The organism is Bradyrhizobium sp. USDA 4454, assembly GCF_054822705.1.
Map to the genome: position 1 here is coordinate 7,606,077 of NZ_JBTRCN010000001.1, position 17,475 is coordinate 7,623,551.

Here is a 17,475-nt window from a genome sequence, read left to right on the forward strand (position 1 = left end):
ATCTTTTCGGAAAACCGCTTCACACCTTTCCGGATCATGCCTGGAGGCCGGGACAGGAGATGAGCAGCGATGCTGCACGATTGGGGCGTGATCGCCACGGCGTTCGCCTACATCGGATTGTTGTTCTTCATTGCCAGCCGCGGCGACCGGATGTCGGCGGGCGCGCGCGGCCGCGCCAGCCACTGGATCTATCCGCTGTCGCTGGCGATCTACTGCACCTCCTGGACCTTCTTCGGCTCGGTCGGCTTCGCCACCCGCACCAGCATCGACTTCCTGGCGATCTATGTCGGCCCGATCGTGATGGTCGGGCTGTGCACGCCGCTACTCCGCCGCGTGATCGCGCTTGCCAAGTCGCAGAACATCACCTCGATCGCGGACTTCATCGCCGCCCGCTACGGCAAGAGCCAGGCGGTCGCGGCCACCGTGGCGCTGATCGCGATCATCGGCTCGGTGCCCTACATCGCGCTGCAGCTGAAGGCGATGGCCTCCTCGCTCGAGACCATCCTGAGCGAGGACCAGGCGTTCTCGAAAATCCCCGTCATCGGCGACATCGCGCTGATGGTGACGCTGGCGATGGCGGTGTTCGCGGTGCTGTTCGGCACCCGCCACACCGACGCCACCGAGCACCAGCACGGCCTGATCCTGGCGATCGCCGCCGAATCCATTGTCAAGCTGGTCGCCTTCATCGCCGCCGGCGCCTTCGTCACCTTCTGGATGTTCTCCCCGGTCGAGCTCTATGAGCGCGCCCTGAAGACGCCGGAGGCGGTGCGCGCGATCGAATACGTACCGTCGATCGGCAATTTCCTGATCATGACGCTGTTGTCGTTCTGCGCGATCATGCTGCTGCCGCGCCAGTTCCATGTCAGCGTGGTGGAGAACTCGACGCCCGCCGAGGTCACCCGCGCGCGCTGGCTGTTCCCGCTCTACCTCGTCGCGATCAATATCTTCGTGATTCCGATCGCGATCGCGGGCCTCGTGATCTTCCCGTTCGGCGCCGTCGACGCCGACATGTTCGTGCTGGCGCTGCCGATCGAGGGCAATTCGCAATTGCTCAGCCTTGCGGTCTTCGTCGGCGGCCTGTCGGCGGCGACCGCGATGGTGATCGTCGAATGCGTCGCGCTGTCGATCATGGTCTCCAACGACATCGTGCTGCCGCTGGTGCTGCCGCGCAGCGACGACGCCCGCGCCGGCCAGAAGGATTTTGCCGATTTCCTGCTGAAGGCGCGCCGCTTCTCGATCTTCGCCATCATGGTGCTGGCGTATTTCTATTACCGCGCGCTCGGCAACACCCAGCTGGTCGCGATCGGCCTGCTGTCCTTTGCCGCGATCACGCAGCTCGCGCCGGCCTTCTTCGGCGGCCTGTTCTGGCGCAGAGCCACCGCACGCGGCGCCATGGCGGGCATGCTGGTCGGCTTCGCGACGTGGCTCTACACGCTGTTCATCCCGAGCTTCCTGGAAAACTCCACCGCCGGCCTGATGCTGCTGCAGCACGGGCCGTTCGGGATCGAGGCGCTGCGGCCGCAGGCGCTGTTCGGTGCCGACCTGCCGCCGCTGCTGCACGGCGTGCTATGGAGCCTTGCGCTCAACATCCTCACCTATGTGCTGCTCTCGCTGGCGCGCGCGCCGTCCGCGATCGAGCTGTTGCAGGCCGACCAGTTCGTGCCCAACGCGCTGGCCCCGATCGCGCCGAGCTTCCGGCGCTGGCGCACCACGGTGACGGTGCAGGACATCCAGAGCACGGTGACGCAATATCTCGGCCCCGACCGCACCCGCGAGGCGTTCGCCTCGTTCGCCGCCGACCGCAACATCGTGCTGCAGACCGCAGCACCGGCCGATTTCGAGCTGCTGCAGCACGCCGAGCGGCTGATCGCCTCCTCGATCGGCGCTGCGTCCTCGCGCCTCGTGATGTCGCTGTTGCTGCAACGGCGGACGGTGTCGGCTAAGGCCGCGCTGAAGCTGCTCGACGATTCCCACGCCGCGCTGCATTTCAACCGCGAGATCCTGCAGACCGCGCTCAACCATGTGCGCCAGGGCATCGCGGTGTTCGACGCCGATCTGCAGCTGATCTGCTCCAACCGTCAGTTCTCCGAATTGCTGGCGCTGCCGCCGCATCTGGTTCAGCTCGGCATCCCCTTGCCCGAGATCCTCGAATACATGGGCGCGATCAATCCGCCGGCGGCCGGCGACGGCGAAAGCCAGCTGCAGCTGCGGCTGCGCGCCTACACCACCGAGGGCGAGCCCTATCTGGAGCGCTTCACCGACCGCCATCTGGTGATCGAGGTGCGCGCCAACCGGATGCCGGGCGGCGGGCTCGTCATCACCTTCTCCGACGTCACGCCGAGCTTCGAGGCCGCGGAGGCGCTGGAGCGCGCCAATGCGACGCTGGAAAAGCGGGTGCGCGACCGCACCGAGGAGCTGACGCGGCTGAACTCGGAGCTCGCGCTCGCCAAGGGCATCGCGGAAGACGCCAACGCCTCCAAGACGCGGTTCCTGGCGGCCGCCAGCCACGACATCCTGCAGCCGCTGAATGCGGCGCGGCTCTATGTCACGAGCTTGGTCGAGCGCCAGAACGGCGGCGAGGATTCGCGGCTGGTCGAGAACATCGACGACTCGCTCGAGGCGATCGAAGACATCCTGGGCGCGCTGCTCGATATCTCGAGACTCGATGCCGGCGCCATGACGCCGGCGATCACGAGCTTCCGGATGGCGGATCTGATGCGCTCGCTGGAGATCGAGTTCATGCCGATCGCCCGCGACAAGGGCCTCGACCTGCGCTTCGTCGCCTGCTCGCTGCCGGTCGAATCCGACCGCTCGCTGCTGCGCCGGCTGCTGCAGAACTTCATCTCCAACGCGATCAAATACACCCCGCGCGGCCGCGTGCTGATCGGTTGCCGCCGCCGCGGCGACACGCTGCAGATCAGCATCTACGATACCGGCGTCGGCATCCCCGTGCAGAAGCGCGGCGAGATCTTCAAGGAGTTCCACCGGCTTGAACAGGGCGCCCGGATCGCCCGCGGCCTCGGCCTCGGGCTATCGATCGTCGAGCGGCTGGCGCGCGTGCTCAACCACCGCATCGCAATCTCGGCCAATGTCAGCGGCGGCTCGGCGTTCTCGGTCACCGTGCCGGTCGCGACCGCGGTCAACCACACCGCGGCCGTCACCAGCGCCACCCCTCTGGCGAAGACGCCGATGAGCGGCTCGCTGATCGTCTGCATCGAGAACGACCCTGCCATTCTCGACGGCATGAAAACGCTGCTGACGGCGTGGGATGCCGAGGTGATCGCGGTGCTCGATGCCGAGGGTGCGATCAGCGCGATCGAGGCCGCCGGCAGCCGCGTCACCGGCGTGCTGGTCGACTATCACCTCGACCGCGGCAACGGCGTCGCCGCGATCCGCGAGATCCGCCGCCGCTTCGGCGACGGCATCCCGGCGATCCTGATCACCGCCGACCGCAGCCCCGCCGTGCGCGCCGCCGCGCGCGAGGAAAACATCGCGGTGCTGAATAAGCCGGTGAAGCCCGCCTCGCTGCGCGCCCTGCTCGGGCAGTGGCGGACGCAGCAGATGGTGGCGGCGGAGTGAGCGCGGCGCGCGATCCGGACCGCGCATCAAGCCTCGACTTAGATGATGATGCGTTTCCACGGAATCGCATCATCATCTCATCTCTTGTTTGAGCATGATCTCCGCGCAATCGCCTTTGGCGTTTGTCGCGAGGGAGAACTGCTTTCCAATTTTCCGGATCATGCTCTATCTGACCAAATTAGATTAGTTCGGTCCCATTCTGGCCGACGCCGGGTGGCCCGGCACCTGAAAGCGCTTGCCGGTGTCGGTGACGTTGGTTCCGTCGACCTTGAGGATCGAGAAGTCCTGGCTGAGGTAGTTCCCGACCAGGAGATATTTTCCGTCAGGCGTGAAGACGGCGGCCTCGGGCAACCCGCCAACTTCGATATCCCCGATCTTGGTTACCTTCTTGCCGTCGATCTTCAGGATAGAAACGCTGCCGTTCTTGTCATGGAAGAACGCATTCTTCATGTTCGAGCCGCGCAGGATCACTGAGACCGCAAGATCCCCCTTCGGGCTGACGGCAAGGCCTTCCGGACCATCGCCGACCACCACGCGATCGACGATGCGCGGCGGCTTCGCTTCGAGATCGATGACGCTCGCCGTGTCGACGCTGCCGTCGGACGCGCCTGCGTTGCCATTGTCGGACGTCAACGCGATCTTGCCGCCGGGGGTTACTGCGACGTTGTAAGGCCATTGGCCGGTCGCCAAGTCTATCTTGCTGTAGGTGACCTTGTCGCCGGCGACGTCGAGCACCGATATCTTGTGCGCGGGAAAACGCGCAGCCAGCGCGCGCTTGCCGTCTGGCGCGAACGCGACATGCGCGACACTGTCGGGCATCGATACCGTATCGGTGATCTTGACGTCAGTGCCGTTGACCGAAAGCACGCTGATCGAATTGTCACCGCGATTTGCCACCAACGCCATCTTGCCATCGGGACTGAAGCTCAACCCTGATGGCTGCTTTCCGCCCGCGATGGTCGCTGCGAGCTTGGGCGGGGTCGCCTTGAGATCGATGACATAGATTTTGTTGTCCGGCACCTGCTTCAGCGCGTCGCCTTCCTTCACCACATCGACCGAATCCGCGGCCAGCGCCACTGTCCCTGTCGGATCGATATCGACGTTGACCGGCGGGCCGACCACCGAGTTCTTCAATGGCAGAGAAGCGGCGATCTTCGGGCTCTCGGGATCGGCGAGATCGACGATCAGCACCTGATCTTTGCCGGGCGCCGACAGCACCGGCTTGCCGTCGTCGTCCCACAAAAGCTTCTCGTCGAGGCCGACGATCATCAGAGGCCTGGCCTGAGCGCAGTCGAGCGAGCCGGCACCGAGAAGGATTGCCGCGGCCAGAGACAATCCGGCAGCGCGAGTTGCAGAGATCATGGCGTTCTCCCCAAAAGTCCACGGCCTCTCACGGGCCGGTGCCGGGCACGATAGCCGGTTTTCGAGGGATGCGCACTTTGAGCGGAGAGCTGGATGGCTTGGCCAAAGCCTGCCGACGGACACGCATCCACGCCGGCCGTTGGCTTACCGTGCCGTGGCTCGAGTCCCGGTAGTCACAGATCGGGTTGCGGGGAATTACGTCGACGGCGTGCCCTGGCGCCACTGGCCGCCGGCGATCTTGGCGGCGGCGATCACGGCTTGCGTCCGGCTTTCGACGCCAAGCTTCTGCAGGATGGCCGAGACATGGGCCTTGATGGTCGCCTCGGAGACGCCGAGCTCATAGGCAATCTGCTTGTTGAGCAGTCCCTCGGACAGCATCATCAGCACCCGCACCTGCTGCGGGGTCAGCGTCACCAGGCGGTCGCGCAGCCGCGTCATGTCGGGATCGCCGGCCGCCGACAGGTCGGTGTCCGGCGGAACCCAGACGTCGCCCTCCATCACCTTCATGATGGCGTCGCGCAGCGTCTCGACGCCGAACCGCTTGGGAATGAAACCGGAGGCACCGAAGTCGAGCGAGCGGCGGATGGTTCCGGCATCGTCGCTGGCGGAGACGATGACCACGGGGATCGCCGGATATTGCGCCCGCAGATAGATCAGGCCGGAAAAGCCGCTGATTCCCGGCATGGTGAGGTCGAGCAAGATCAGGTCGACCTCGGAGTCCCGTTCCAGCAGCGCGGTCAGATCCTCGAACGATCCGGCCTCGCTGATCGTGGCCGAACTCACGACGCTTCCCACTGCCTGACGCAACGCATCGCGGAACAGCGGATGGTCGTCGGCGATGACAAGATGAGTATTGGCGGCAGCAGTCATCTCAGTCCCACTAGCGGATCTCGGCAAATCCGCGCCGTTTGGTTGTGACCCGCGCGCCAGTATCACGCAAGGGCTCGATAATACCAGATGCCAACGCAGTTAACCCGCCACGCTTGTGCGACGCAACAAACGCACGCGGCGGCGTTCCATTCGCTTCTCCCCTTGAAGATAAGTTCAAGCGTACAAAAGCCAAAAGTCTTATTGGGGCAGGTTTCGCTGCGATGTTACCCTGAAATGAAGCGTCAGGCTCAATCGAGCCTGGTCAGCCAAGCGGGGGCTCGCATGGCAGCAATAATTCGGGGGGAGCTATCCAGATGTCCACAATGACTGCAACTTCGGCGCGGCCCGCCGGCATGACCAAGGATGAGCGATTCGTCATCCTGGCCTCGTCGCTCGGCACCGTGTTCGAGTGGTACGACTTCTATCTTTACGGTTCGCTGGCCGGCATCATCGGCGCGCAGTTCTTCTCCGACTATCCGCCGGCAACCCGCGATATCTTCGCGCTGCTGGCCTTCGCCGCCGGCTTCCTGGTGCGCCCGTTCGGCGCGATCGTGTTCGGCCGGGTCGGCGATATCGTCGGCCGCAAATACACCTTCCTTGTCACCATCCTGATCATGGGCCTGTCGACCTTCATCGTCGGCCTGCTGCCCAACGCCAAGACCATCGGCATCGCGGCGCCGATCATCCTGATCTCGCTCCGTCTGCTGCAGGGCCTCGCGCTCGGCGGCGAATATGGTGGTGCCGCGACCTACGTCGCCGAGCATGCTCCGCCCGGCAAGCGCGGCTACTACACCTCGTTCATCCAGACCACGGCCACGCTCGGACTATTCCTGTCGCTGCTGGTGATCCTGTTCACCCGGACCATCACCGGTGAGAAGGACTTCGCCGACTGGGGCTGGCGGATTCCGTTCCTGGTCTCGGTGCTGCTGCTCGGCATCTCGGTCTGGATCCGGCTGCGGCTGAATGAATCCCCGGTGTTCCAGCGGATGAAGGAGGAGGGCAAGACCTCCAAGGCGCCGCTGACCGAGGCCTTCGCGACGTGGAGCAACGCCAAGATCGTGATCCTCGCGCTGCTCGGCCTGACCATGGGCCAGGCGGTGATCTGGTACACCGGCCAGTTCTACGCGCTGTTCTTCCTGCAATCGATCCTGAAGGTCGACGGCTACACCGCCAACCTGCTGATTGCCTGGTCGCTGCTGCTCGGCACCGGCTTCTTCCTGGTGTTCGGCGCGTTGTCGGACAAGATCGGCCGCAAGCCGATCATCCTGGCGGGCTGCCTGATCGGCGCACTCACCCTGTTCCCGATCTTCAAGATGATCACGACCAACGCCAATCCGGCGCTGGAAAAGGCCTATGAGTCAGTCAAGGTGCAGGTCGTTGCGGATCCCGCCGGCTGCGGTGATCTGTTCAACCCGGTCGGCACCCGCGTGTTCAGCGCGCCTTGCGACACCGCCCGTGCCTACCTTGCCCAATCGTCGGTAAAATATTCGACGGTGCCGGGCCCGGCCGGCGCGCCGGTGAAGATCATGGTCAACGACAAGGAAGTGCCGTATGCGGACGCCAAGACGTCCAACCCCGCGATCCTCGCGGCGGTGCAGGCGGCGGGCTATCCGAAGCCGGGTGACGCCGGCATCGTGAAGATGTCGAACCCGTTCGACATCTTCCGTCCGCAGGTGGCCTCGGTCATCGGCCTGCTGTTCATCCTGGTGCTCTACGTCACCATGGTCTACGGCCCGATCGCCGCCATGCTGGTCGAACTGTTCCCGACCCGCATCCGCTACACGTCGATGTCGCTGCCCTACCATATCGGCAACGGCTGGTTCGGCGGCCTGCTGCCGGCGACCGCGTTCGCGATCACCGCCTCGACTGGCGATATCTACTCCGGTCTCTGGTATCCGGTCATCTTCGCGGCGATCACCGTCGTGATCGGCGCGCTGTTCGTTCCGGAAACCAAAGACGTCGACATCACCAAGACCTGACCGGTCGACGTCGCACTCAAAAATGCATCGGCCGCGGAGCGATCCGCGGCCGATGTCGTTTTGGGTGCGACGCCAACGCGTCAGCGCGTGGCACCGATGAATTGCAGCACGATCTCGCGGCGGTGCGGCCGGGCGCGATGCTCGATCAGATAGATGCCCTGCCAGGTGCCGAGCGCCACGTCGCCGTCGAGCACAGGGACCTGGAGCGAGGTCGCCGTCAGCATGGTCTTGATATGCGCCGGCATGTCGTCGGGGCCTTCGGTGTCATGACGCCAGCCGCCGTTCGCGGGCGCGGCGCGATCGAGCGCCGTCATCAGGTCGACCAGCACTGTCGGGTCGGCTTTCTCCTGGATCGTCAGCGAGGCTGAGGTGTGACGGATGAACAACGTCACCATACCCTCGCCGGCGCGCGCCTCGCGCAGGAATTGCGCGACCTCGCGCGTGATGTCGATGAAGCCGGTTCCCGGCGTTTCGACCGTCAGGCGCGACGACACGATGCTGGTTGCGGCGACCGAGGACGGCGCCGAGCGCGTGATGGTTTTCGGTTTGGTCATTTGAACTCTTTCAACCCGTCGTCCCGGCGAAAGCCGGGACCCATACGCCGCGGCCCCTCAAGTTCGAAGACTCGCAGTGGATATCCTTTGCAACCAATACGCTTCGGTGGTTATGGGTCGCGGCCCGCGTGCGCAATTGCGCACAGGCCGGGACGACGTTGAGGCCTCAAATCTTGCCGCCATTGAAGTCGCGCTGCACGCGGTTGGCCATCTCGATCAGCCGCCGCCAGGCCCGCTCCACGAACGACATCATGCGGTCCATGTCGCGGTCGCTCGGCAGCGGGATCTCGATCTTGCGCTCGCCCTCGGCGACCTTGGGCTCCGGCTTCTTCAGTTGATCGGATTTCGGCAGCGCCTCGTCGGTCTTCGCCGACGGTGCGCGCGCGGCGAGTTCGCCCTTGAGCTTGTCATTGTCGGCTTGCAGGCGTCCGATCTCGGCGTCCAGCGCGGCGCGCTCGTCCGGCACCATGTAACAGGCCCAGCCGGCGCTGGAATTGGTGCAGGTCGACACCGCACCGGTGCGCGTATCGAGCCGCAGGAATCCGTCGCCGGCCGGAGATAACGCGTAGCGGCCGTTCTCGGTATCGGGCGCGGTTTGCGCGGAGACCGCGCCGCTCGAGATCAGCACGGCAACAATTGCGACGGACAATTTCGACGGCGACATCGCGATGGGCATGGCTTGCTCCGCCTCAACCTGATCCCGCCCCTACTCCCCGGAGCTATAGGGCTTGCGGCCTGACTTCAACGCGTCCTCGAGCAATTCGATCCGGTCCTGGCCCCAGAATACCTCGCCGTCGAGCACATATCCGGGCGAGCCGAACACGTCGGCGTCCAGTGCATTCTGGCGATTCCGCTCATAGGCCGCGCCGATCGCAACGGAGGCCGATCGCTCCACCAATTGCCGGCCCGGCAGGCCCACATCGTCGGCAAGCTTCATCAGCGTCGCTGGATCGGCAAGGTTGAGCTCAAGCTCCCACACCGCGGGATAGGCGCGTTGCAGGAACGGCTCCGGATCAAGCCCAGCTTCGAGTATTGCGATCACGACGCCATCGGCGAGGCGTCCGTTGAACGGCCAATTGGCCGGCTGCAGATGGAAATTCAGCCCGCGCTTGTCGCGCCAGCGCTGCAACTCGATCATCCGGTAGCGCTGCCGCACCGGATGGCGCTGGGCAAGCGGCAGCCCACCGGTTTCCGAGAACAGTTCGACCAGCAGCACGGGCCGGTAATTTACCTTGAGATCGTAAGCCTTTACGAGCCGAGTGAATGGCTTGTGGCCGATATAGGCCCAGGGTGATTGCAGCGAGAAGTAGTAGTCGATCTGGCGCGGCATGCGGAACCTTGACTTGCACGAGAGCTGGGGACTTTCGTCGATCCCAGCAGAGCGCGAGAAGCCAGGCAATATCGCTCAACGCCACGCAAGCTGTTGCACTGCGATCACTGCGTCACTCTGACCTTGAATATCTTCAAATAAAACCAGCAGAATCAAAGCAATAACTGGTTACGACGCAATCTTGACTTGATTAGACGCGGTAAGTATGGTCCGCGCGGCTTTTGACGGGGACGGGCGCAATTTCCATCATCCGCGGCATCGGTTAGTGTTTGCAGCATGGCTGAGAACACCAACCACGGCGCAGGTGGAAGTCGCGATCAATCGCCTCCTGACGAAGCTGCGCTTTCCGCAAGGCTCGGAAGTCTCGATCATCGGTTGTCAGAAATTCGCGACAGCCGCAGGAGCAAGACTGATCAATCCGATAATGAAAGCGGGGACAGTGCGGCCAGAGCTTCGGCGATGGCGCTCGGTTTTCGCCTTTCCTCGGAGCTGATCGCGGGCGTTGCCGTCGGAGCGGCGCTTGGCTGGGGGGTCGACCGTTTGCTGTCGACGTCGCCATTCGGATTCATCGTGTTAACGCTGCTCGGCTTCGTCGCCGGCGTGGTCAACGTGGTGAGGTCCGCGGGCGTGGCCTCGGGCAAGCGCTGAGCGCTGGCGGAAGTCACGACATTTGAAATTCGATAACCGGCAGGACGGCCGGTGGACCAAGAGCCGCGCGGATGAAAATCGACCCGATCCATCAGTTCAATATCGAGCCCCTCTTCACGCTCGGCCACATCGGCAATCACACGATCGCCTTCACCAATTCGTCGCTCTTCATGTTCATCGCGGTGCTGTTGATTGCGCTGCTGATGCTGGCGAGCGGCCGTGAGCTGGTTCCGGGACGGCTACAGTCGGTCGCCGAGCTCTCCTACGAGTTCATCGCCAGCACGATTCGCGGCAACGCCGGCGCGGAAGGCATGAAGTTCTTCCCGTTGATCTTCTCGCTCTTCATGTTCATCTGCGTCTCGAACCTCGTCGGCGTCATCCCCTACACCTTCACGATCGCGAGCCATCTGATCGTCACTGCGGCGCTTGCGCTTTTGGTGTTCTTCACCGTCCTGATCTACGGCCTCTACAAGAACGGCCTGAAATTCTTCAGCATCTTCGTCCCCTCCGGCGTTCCGATCTACATCCTCCCGCTGGTCATGTTCATCGAGGTCCTGTCGTTCTTCCTGCGGCCGGTCTCGCACAGCGTACGTCTGTTCGCCAACATGCTAGCCGGCCACATCGCGCTGAAAGTGTTCGCGGGCTTCGTCGCGATGCTCGGCTTCTCGCTCGGCGCGCTCGGCTGGTTCGGCGGCGTGCTTCCGCTGGCGCTCACGGTCGCGCTGTACGCGCTCGAACTGCTGGTCGCGTTCCTCCAGGCCTATGTGTTCGCGATCCTGACCTGCATCTACCTCAACGACGCCATTCATCCGGGACACTAAGCGGTCCGGGGAATCTCCACCCACCAATCTGTCTATCTTTCTCAAGGAGCTACAAATGGAACCGGCAGCAGCAAAACTTATCGGCGCGGGCATCGCGTGCATCGGCATGGGCGGTGCGGGCGTCGGCGTGGGCATCATCTTCGGCAACTACCTCGCCGCTGCGGTGCGTAACCCCTCGGCCGCGCAGGGCCAGTTCGGCAACCTGATCTTCGGCTTCGCCGTGACCGAAGCGCTCGGCATCTTCTCGCTGCTGATCGCGCTGCTTCTGCTGTTCGTTCCGCTCTGAGCGGCACCCCGGTTTCCGCGTCAGCGGCAACCCGGTTCCGCTCTCGCGGTAACCCCTTCGCGCCGCCCAACGATCGTTCCAAGGATCGTTCCACGGGCGGCGCGCATGACAGCAACAGGAGAACACCGTGGCTGAGAGTCATGGCGAGGCAAAAGGCCAAGCGGCCGGCGCCCATACCGAGGCTGAAGGTGGACATCACGGCGGAACCTTTCCGCCGTTCGATTCCTCCAACTACGCCTCGCAGCTGGTGTCGCTGGCGATTGCATTTGTCGCGCTCTATCTGATCGTGTCGCGTATCGCACTGCCGCGCGTCGGCGGGACGATCGATGCACGCCAGAACAAGATCGAGGGCGATCTGGCCGAGGCGCAGAAGCTGAAGGACGAGTCCGACGCGGCGCTGAAGGCCTATGAAACCGAGCTGGCGAATGCGCGCGCCGACGCGCAGGCGATCGGCAACGAGACCCGCGAGAAGCTGAACGCGGCCTCGGAAGCCGAGCGCAAGGCGCTGGAAGAGAAGCTGGCGGCCAAGCTCGCCGACGCCGAGAAGCAGATCGCAGCGACCCGGACCAACGCGATGGCCAACGTCCGCGGCATCGCGGCGGATGCGGCCGGCGCCATCGTCCAGCAACTTGCCGGCGTCACGCCGGACGCCAACGCGGTCAACAGCGCCGTCGACGCGTCGCTGAAGGGATAGACGATGTTTTACGAACCGGAAACCTGGGTTGCGATTGCCTTCGTCATTCTGCTGGTCGTGTTCGGCTATCTCGGCGTCCATCGCACCCTGCTGACGGCGCTCGACCACCGTGCCGAACGCATCAAGGCCGAGCTGGAGGACGCCCGCCGTCTGAAGGACGAGGCCAACAAGCTGCTCGGCGAGTACAAGGCGCGCCGCGCCAGCGCTGAGCGCGAGGCCGAGGAGATCATCTCCAGCGCCAAGGCCGAAGCCGAGCGGATCGCGGCCGAGGCCAAGACCAAGATGGAAGATTTTGTCGCCCGACGGACCAAGACCGCCGAGAGCAAGATCGCCCAGGCCGAGGCCCAGGCGGTGGCCGATGTCCGCACCGCCGCAGCCAACGCCGCGGTGACCGCCGCCTCGACCATCCTGTCGCAGTCGGTCAAGGGCTCGGTTGCCGACGATCTCGTCGGCAAGGGCATCGCCGAAGTCCGCTCCAAGCTGAACTGACGCGATCTCAACTGCTTCCGAAATAAGGCCGGCGCGAGCTGATCGCGTCGGCCTTTTTCTTTATTCCAGGGCGCTATTTCTTCTTGTGTGGGGCGGCGCGGGGCTTCGGCTCCGGCTTCAGCGCCTGCGGGTCGAAGCCGATATAGAAGATGTAATTGTCGTTGTCCGCCGGCGACGGCGCCGGATAGACCACATCCTCGGCGACCAGGCTGAACGGCACGCTGCCGCTGTCGTCCATCTGCACCGTGGTGGTGTAGGCCTTGGTCATGATCGTCTTCTCGCCGACGCCGCCCTGCACCACGGCGACGCGGAGCGGCACCTGGATCGACGGCGGCGCGCCCTGGGGACCGACGATGATCCGCCCCTGGATCCCGATCTTGGCCGTGATCTGGCCGCTGTTCAGATTGCATTGTCGCGCCGTGCGCGTAATCGAGGCCAGGAACTTGACGTCGTTACCGACCGCCTCCTTGCCGTTCGCGGCCACCGAATAGGTCGAGGCCCCGGAGCGGATCTGTACCGGCGGACAGGTCAGCTCGGCGTCGGCGTCGTTGAGCTGCTGCGGCGCGGTGGACGCGGCCGGCTTGTCCTGGTCCGACGAGCCGCCGCCGAACAGGCTCTTGAAGCGGTCGCTGAGCGACTGCGCGGACGCCGCCGACGGCAGCAGGGAGGTCCCGAGCCCGATCGATACCGCCGCCGCGAGCGCGAATCTGATCACCCTGTCACCCATGCGATATTCCTACACTCTCCAAATCCGGGTTCCCCGTTTCGCGGGCGTTATAGCAAGCCAATGGCGGCGAACCCAAGGCATCTCGAACCCAAGGTATCCCAGCGGCTCCGCGCGGGCCTGGCATCAGCCAATGGGCTTAGGGATTCAGCCGCGGAAATCCTCGTGCAGCAGGCCGAACAGCAGATGGTCCTGCCAGATGCCGTTGATGCAGAGATAGCGCCGCGCCAGGCCCTCGCGGGTGAAGCCGCACTTCTCCAGCACCCGGATCGACGAGGCGTTGGACGGGATGCAGGCCGCTTCGATGCGGTGCAGATTGAGCTCGCCGAACAGCGAGGGCAGCAGCACCCGCAGCGCTGTCGTCATGTAGCCGCGATGGGCGTGCGGCAGGCCGACCCAATAGCCGATCGTGCCGGCCTGCACGATGCCGCGGCGGACATTGGCGAGCGTGATGCCGCCGATCATCACCCCGTCCGATTCGCGGAAGATGATGAACGGATAGGAGCGGTCGGCCGCGATATCCTCGGTGTAACGCCGCAAGCGGCGGCGGAAGCCGGCGCGGGTCAGGTCGTCGGAGGGCCAGATCGGCTCCCATGGCGTCAGATAGGCGCGGCTGGATTCGCGCAATTGCGCCCATTGCGGGAAGTCCGACATTTGCGGCGCACGCAGCAACAGCCCGTGACCGCGCGGCATCAATGCAGCGGGTCCACTGGACGGCAAACGAAACAGGGCCATGGCCCAACACTCCCCGACTTCTCCCTCGCCCCGCTCTTGCGGGGAGAGGGTCGGGGTCGTTCCGCAGACTCGATGTGCGGATAGACCCCTCACCCGAAGCCTTCGGCCATAGCCGAGGCTCTGCCTCGGCGTATGTCCGTCAACGACCGCCGGTAGGCGGCCTATGCTCTCCCCGCAAGCGCGGGGCGAGGTGAACCTCAAATCAATGCAGCAGCGTCTTTGCCTTCGCCTTCGTCAAACCTTCCGCAAAAGCCACCGCCGTGTCCAGACCTCTTCCGCTGCCGAGGGCGACAACGGCGGGCCGGCTGCGCGACAGCAGGGCGCGGGCGGCGTCGCGGCTGGAGTCGACGCTGACCGCGTCGATCCGCGCCACCAGCTCTTCCACCGTCTGCGGCCGGCCATAGGCTAGCACATGCCGTGCCAATTGTTCGGCCCGGGATGAACAGCTTTCCAGCGCCATCAACAGCCCGGCCTTCATCTGCGCCTTGGCGCGAGCGACCTCGGCCTCGGTCAGGGTTTCCACCGCGTCATTGATGACGTCGACGATGACTTCCATCATTTCCGGCGCGTCGGCCGGATCGGTGCCGGTGTAGAGGCCGAAGAAGCCGGTGTCTGTGTAGGGGGCGTGGAAGGTGTAGATCGAGTAGCACAGGCCGCGCTTCTCGCGCACCTCCTGGAACAGCCGCGACGACATCCCGCCGCCCAGCGTGTTGGTGAACACCTGCAGCGAGAACAGCGACAGATCGGTCTGCGGCACGCCTTCGAGCGCGAGCGTCAGATGCGCCTGCTCGAGATCGCGGTGCACCACGCGCGAGCCGCCCTTGCCGAACATCGCGACCTGCGGCTTCGGCGCCGGCGTGGCGTCGAAGCTGGAGAACTTCTGCACGACGTCCTCGACGAGCTGCTTGTGATCGACCGCGCCGGCAGCCGCGACCACCATGTCGGGCGCGCGGTAATGCGTCGACAGATAGCCGCGCAGCATGTCGCGGTCGAACGCCTTCAGCGTCTTGGCGGTGCCGAGCAGCGAACGGCCCATCGGCTGGTCCGGATAGCAGAGCTCGTTGAGATGCTCGAACACGACGTCGTCGGGCGTATCCTGCGCCGCGCCGATCTCCTGCACGATCACGCTCTTCTCGCGCTCCAGCTCATCCGGCACGAAGGACGGATTGGCGAGGATGTCGGAGAGCACGTCGAGCGCCAGCGGCACATCCGCCTTCATCACCCGCGCATAATAGGCCGTGGTCTCGGTCGAGGTGCCGGCATTGAGGTCGCCGCCGACCGCCTCGATCTCCTCGACGATCTCGCGCGAGGAGCGCCGCGCGGTGCCCTTGAACGCCATGTGTTCCAAGAGATGCGAGATGCCGTGCTCGTTCGGCTTCTCGTCGCGGCCGCCGACGCCGGCCCAGACCCCAAGCGCCGCGGTTTCCAGATGCGGCATGGTGTCGGTGACGATGGTCAGGCCGCTCGGCAGCTTGGTGATTTCAAGGCTCATTCAGGCAACTCCCTGCTTGGCAGCACGGCTGACCGACAGCACGAAGCGCTCGACCTCGGCGGAATCATTCTTCATGACCGTGATGTGTTCGGACTTGGTCATCAGCCCACCGAGCCAGACCGGCAGTTGCGGACGCACGCCGCAGGCGGCCTCGACCGCGTCGGGGAATTTGGCCGCATGTGCGGTCGACAGCACGATGTTCGGGATCTTGGAATCCGAGGTGTCGCGGTCGGCGACCGCGAGCGCCACCGCGGTGTGCGGATCGACCAGATCGCCGGCCTCGCGCCAGGCGGCACGGATTGCGGCCGCGGTCTCGGTTTCGTCGGCGCGGCCGGCGTCGAAATCGCGGCGCACCGCGGCCAGCGTCGCATCGGGCAGCACGAAGCGGCCGGACTGCTTCAGCGAGGCCATCAGGCGGCGGACCTGGTCGGCGTCGCGGCCAGACGCCTCGAACAGCAGCCGCTCGAAATTCGACGACACCTGGATGTCCATCGACGGCGACGCCGTGGCGTGCACCTCGCGCACCTCGTAATTGCCGGTCTTCAGCGTGCGCGGCAGGATATCATTGACGTTGGCCGCGATCCGCAACCAGCGGATCGGCAGCCCCATGCGCTTTGCCACATATCCGGCGAAGATGTCGCCGAAATTGCCGGTCGGCACCGTGAAGTCGACCGTGCGCTGCGGCGCGCCGAGCGCGACCGCGGAGGTAAAGTAGTAGACCACCTGCGCCACGATGCGCGCCCAGTTGATCGAGTTGACGCCCGACAGCGCCACCTGATCGCGGAAGCGATGGTTGTTGAACATCTCCTTCACTAGCGCCTGGCAATCGTCGAATGTGCCTTCGATCGCAAGCGCGTGGACGTTGGCGGCGCCCGTCGTCGTCATCATGCGGCGCTGCACCTCGGAGATGCGGCCGTTCGGGAACAGCACCACGAGGTCGACATTGTCGAGATTGGCAAACGCCTCGACCGCGGCACCGCCGGTATCGCCCGAGGTCGCGACCACGATGGTGGTCCGCTGCGCGCGCTTGGCCAGCACGTGATCCATCAGCCGCGAGATCAGCTGCATCGCGACGTCCTTGAACGCCAAGGTCGGCCCGTGGAACAGCTCGAGCAGGAACTGGTTCGGTCCGGCCTGATCGAGCGGCACCACCGCGGGATGGCGGAAGGTGGCATAGGCCTCGTTGGCCATGCGGCCGAGCTCGGCATCGGAAATCTCGCTGGCGACGAACGGGCGGATGATCTCGACCGCGACCTCCCAATAGGGACGGCCGAACAAGCCGGCGATGGTCTCGTGCGACAATTGCGGCCAGGTCTCGGGCACGTAAAGCCCGCCGTCGCGGGCAAGCCCGGTCAGCATCACATCGCAGAAGCCAAGCACCGGGGCCTCACCCCTGGTCGAAATATACCGCGTCAAACCGCCCTCCAAAGGCCTCGATCCGAGCCTTAAGCCTTTGATATCATGGATTTATCGAGTACGCCGCATGCGAACTGGATAGGCTCACCATAGAAGATCGGACCGGCAATGGGTAGCCCACAGCGTGCTGCGGGGGCGTGAGGCGTGGCGGATGGCGTTGCCCGCAACCGATGTCCGCGACACATACACCGCCGTCGTCCTGGCGAAAGCCAGGACCCATAACCACCGCGTTCGGTGATGAACGGGATCGCGGCCCCAGCGTCGCGCAACAATGCGCATTCGGGGTAATGGGTCCTGGCTTTCGCCAGGACGACAATGAGGATGGGTTTCGATTCAATTGCCACACTGTCGGTGTCATCACCCGCGAAAGCGGGTGATCCAGTATTCCAGAGACGGTTGTGCTTGAGCGGAGAGCCGCGGCGTACTGGATCGCCCGGTCGAGCCGGGCGACGACAGTTGAGGATGGAATATAGCATCGCATTCTCGCGACATGATT

The 17,475-nt window shown here is 64.6% G+C and carries 16 protein-coding genes; 7 read left to right on the forward strand and 9 right to left on the reverse strand.

What is annotated here, in order from left to right; translation table 11 throughout:
• The first annotated feature begins 69 nt into the window (after positions 1 to 69).
• A complete protein-coding gene (locus tag ACVIW0_RS35435; protein ID WP_461356564.1) occupies positions 70 to 3,579 on the forward strand; it encodes a PAS domain-containing hybrid sensor histidine kinase/response regulator in 3,510 nt (1,169 codons plus the stop codon).
• A 183-nt stretch (positions 3,580 to 3,762) separates the two neighbouring features.
• On the opposite strand, the gene ACVIW0_RS35440 is transcribed toward ACVIW0_RS35435, so the two are convergent.
• A complete protein-coding gene (locus ACVIW0_RS35440) occupies positions 3,763 to 4,941 on the reverse strand; it encodes a beta-propeller fold lactonase family protein (RefSeq protein WP_461356565.1) in 1,179 nt (392 codons plus the stop codon).
• A 195-nt stretch (positions 4,942 to 5,136) separates the two neighbouring features.
• Positions 5,137 to 5,811 (reverse strand): response regulator, encoded by a 675-nt coding sequence (locus tag ACVIW0_RS35445; RefSeq protein WP_461356566.1) that lies wholly within the window; start codon positions 5,809 to 5,811, stop codon positions 5,137 to 5,139.
• Positions 5,812 to 6,164: 353 nt separating this feature from the next.
• Here ACVIW0_RS35445 and ACVIW0_RS35450 point away from each other — a divergent pair, with 353 nt between their 5' ends.
• Complete coding sequence (locus ACVIW0_RS35450) at positions 6,165 to 7,790, forward strand: MFS transporter (RefSeq protein ID WP_461357520.1); 1,626 nt, start codon at positions 6,165 to 6,167, stop codon at positions 7,788 to 7,790.
• An 80-nt stretch (positions 7,791 to 7,870) separates the two neighbouring features.
• On the opposite strand, the gene ACVIW0_RS35455 is transcribed toward ACVIW0_RS35450, so the two are convergent.
• The 3 genes from ACVIW0_RS35455 to ACVIW0_RS35465 form a co-directional block, all read right to left on the reverse strand.
• A complete protein-coding gene (locus ACVIW0_RS35455; protein ID WP_461356567.1) occupies positions 7,871 to 8,344 on the reverse strand; it encodes a secondary thiamine-phosphate synthase enzyme YjbQ in 474 nt (157 codons plus the stop codon).
• A 166-nt stretch (positions 8,345 to 8,510) separates the two neighbouring features.
• Positions 8,511 to 9,020: a hypothetical protein gene (locus ACVIW0_RS35460; RefSeq protein ID WP_461356568.1), complete on the reverse strand. Its 510-nt coding sequence runs from the start codon at positions 9,018 to 9,020 to the stop codon at positions 8,511 to 8,513.
• Positions 9,021 to 9,050: 30 nt separating this feature from the next.
• Positions 9,051 to 9,674 (reverse strand): DsbA family protein, encoded by a 624-nt coding sequence (locus ACVIW0_RS35465; RefSeq protein WP_461356569.1) that lies wholly within the window; start codon positions 9,672 to 9,674, stop codon positions 9,051 to 9,053.
• Positions 9,675 to 9,950: 276 nt separating this feature from the next.
• On the opposite strand from ACVIW0_RS35465, the gene ACVIW0_RS35470 reads away from it, so the two are divergent.
• From ACVIW0_RS35470 to ACVIW0_RS35490, 5 genes are all read left to right on the forward strand, one after another.
• Positions 9,951 to 10,322, forward strand: coding sequence for an AtpZ/AtpI family protein (locus ACVIW0_RS35470; RefSeq protein WP_212021558.1), 372 nt, complete (start codon positions 9,951 to 9,953; stop codon positions 10,320 to 10,322).
• A gap of 71 nt (positions 10,323 to 10,393) precedes the next feature.
• Entirely contained in the window at positions 10,394 to 11,143 is a 750-nt protein-coding gene (locus ACVIW0_RS35475; protein WP_461356570.1) for a F0F1 ATP synthase subunit A, read from the forward strand.
• A 55-nt stretch (positions 11,144 to 11,198) separates the two neighbouring features.
• Entirely contained in the window at positions 11,199 to 11,429 is a 231-nt protein-coding gene (locus ACVIW0_RS35480) for a F0F1 ATP synthase subunit C (protein ID WP_016847054.1), read from the forward strand.
• Between the two features lie 127 nt (positions 11,430 to 11,556).
• Complete coding sequence (locus tag ACVIW0_RS35485; protein WP_461356571.1) at positions 11,557 to 12,123, forward strand: F0F1 ATP synthase subunit B; 567 nt, start codon at positions 11,557 to 11,559, stop codon at positions 12,121 to 12,123.
• Positions 12,124 to 12,126: 3 nt separating this feature from the next.
• Positions 12,127 to 12,612, forward strand: coding sequence for a F0F1 ATP synthase subunit B family protein (locus tag ACVIW0_RS35490; protein WP_461356572.1), 486 nt, complete (start codon positions 12,127 to 12,129; stop codon positions 12,610 to 12,612).
• A gap of 73 nt (positions 12,613 to 12,685) precedes the next feature.
• On the opposite strand, the gene ACVIW0_RS35495 is transcribed toward ACVIW0_RS35490, so the two are convergent.
• From ACVIW0_RS35495 to thrC, 4 genes are all read right to left on the reverse strand, one after another.
• The gene (locus ACVIW0_RS35495) at positions 12,686 to 13,339 is read right to left on the reverse strand and encodes a hypothetical protein (RefSeq protein WP_461356573.1); all 654 of its coding nucleotides are present in this window, start codon (positions 13,337 to 13,339) and stop codon (positions 12,686 to 12,688) included.
• A gap of 144 nt (positions 13,340 to 13,483) precedes the next feature.
• Complete coding sequence (locus ACVIW0_RS35500) at positions 13,484 to 14,071, reverse strand: GNAT family N-acetyltransferase (RefSeq protein ID WP_461356574.1); 588 nt, start codon at positions 14,069 to 14,071, stop codon at positions 13,484 to 13,486.
• Between the two features lie 202 nt (positions 14,072 to 14,273).
• Positions 14,274 to 15,563, reverse strand: coding sequence for a M16 family metallopeptidase (locus ACVIW0_RS35505; RefSeq protein ID WP_461356575.1), 1,290 nt, complete (start codon positions 15,561 to 15,563; stop codon positions 14,274 to 14,276).
• Positions 15,564 to 16,979, reverse strand: a complete 1,416-nt coding sequence (gene thrC / locus ACVIW0_RS35510; RefSeq protein WP_461356576.1) for a threonine synthase — start codon at positions 16,977 to 16,979, stop codon at positions 15,564 to 15,566.
• Between the last annotated feature and the right edge of the window lie 496 nt (positions 16,980 to 17,475).

What these genes read in the sequence shown, in the direction of transcription:
- ACVIW0_RS35435 (WP_461356564.1), top strand. Translation starts at nt 70, where the DNA reads ATGCTGCACGATTGGGGCGTGATCGCCACGGCGTTCGCCTACATCGGA.
- ACVIW0_RS35440 (WP_461356565.1), bottom strand. Translation starts at nt 4,941, where the DNA reads ATGATCTCTGCAACTCGCGCTGCCGGATTGTCTCTGGCCGCGGCAATC.
- ACVIW0_RS35445 (WP_461356566.1), bottom strand. Translation starts at nt 5,811, where the DNA reads ATGACTGCTGCCGCCAATACTCATCTTGTCATCGCCGACGACCATCCG.
- ACVIW0_RS35450 (WP_461357520.1), top strand. Translation starts at nt 6,165, where the DNA reads ATGACCAAGGATGAGCGATTCGTCATCCTGGCCTCGTCGCTCGGCACC.
- ACVIW0_RS35455 (WP_461356567.1), bottom strand. Translation starts at nt 8,344, where the DNA reads ATGACCAAACCGAAAACCATCACGCGCTCGGCGCCGTCCTCGGTCGCC.
- ACVIW0_RS35460 (WP_461356568.1), bottom strand. Translation starts at nt 9,020, where the DNA reads ATGCCCATCGCGATGTCGCCGTCGAAATTGTCCGTCGCAATTGTTGCC.
- ACVIW0_RS35465 (WP_461356569.1), bottom strand. Translation starts at nt 9,674, where the DNA reads ATGCCGCGCCAGATCGACTACTACTTCTCGCTGCAATCACCCTGGGCC.
- ACVIW0_RS35470 (WP_212021558.1), top strand. Translation starts at nt 9,951, where the DNA reads ATGGCTGAGAACACCAACCACGGCGCAGGTGGAAGTCGCGATCAATCG.
- ACVIW0_RS35475 (WP_461356570.1), top strand. Translation starts at nt 10,394, where the DNA reads ATGAAAATCGACCCGATCCATCAGTTCAATATCGAGCCCCTCTTCACG.
- ACVIW0_RS35480 (WP_016847054.1), top strand. Translation starts at nt 11,199, where the DNA reads ATGGAACCGGCAGCAGCAAAACTTATCGGCGCGGGCATCGCGTGCATC.
- ACVIW0_RS35490 (WP_461356572.1), top strand. Translation starts at nt 12,127, where the DNA reads ATGTTTTACGAACCGGAAACCTGGGTTGCGATTGCCTTCGTCATTCTG.
- ACVIW0_RS35495 (WP_461356573.1), bottom strand. Translation starts at nt 13,339, where the DNA reads ATGGGTGACAGGGTGATCAGATTCGCGCTCGCGGCGGCGGTATCGATC.
- ACVIW0_RS35500 (WP_461356574.1), bottom strand. Translation starts at nt 14,071, where the DNA reads ATGGCCCTGTTTCGTTTGCCGTCCAGTGGACCCGCTGCATTGATGCCG.
- ACVIW0_RS35505 (WP_461356575.1), bottom strand. Translation starts at nt 15,563, where the DNA reads ATGAGCCTTGAAATCACCAAGCTGCCGAGCGGCCTGACCATCGTCACC.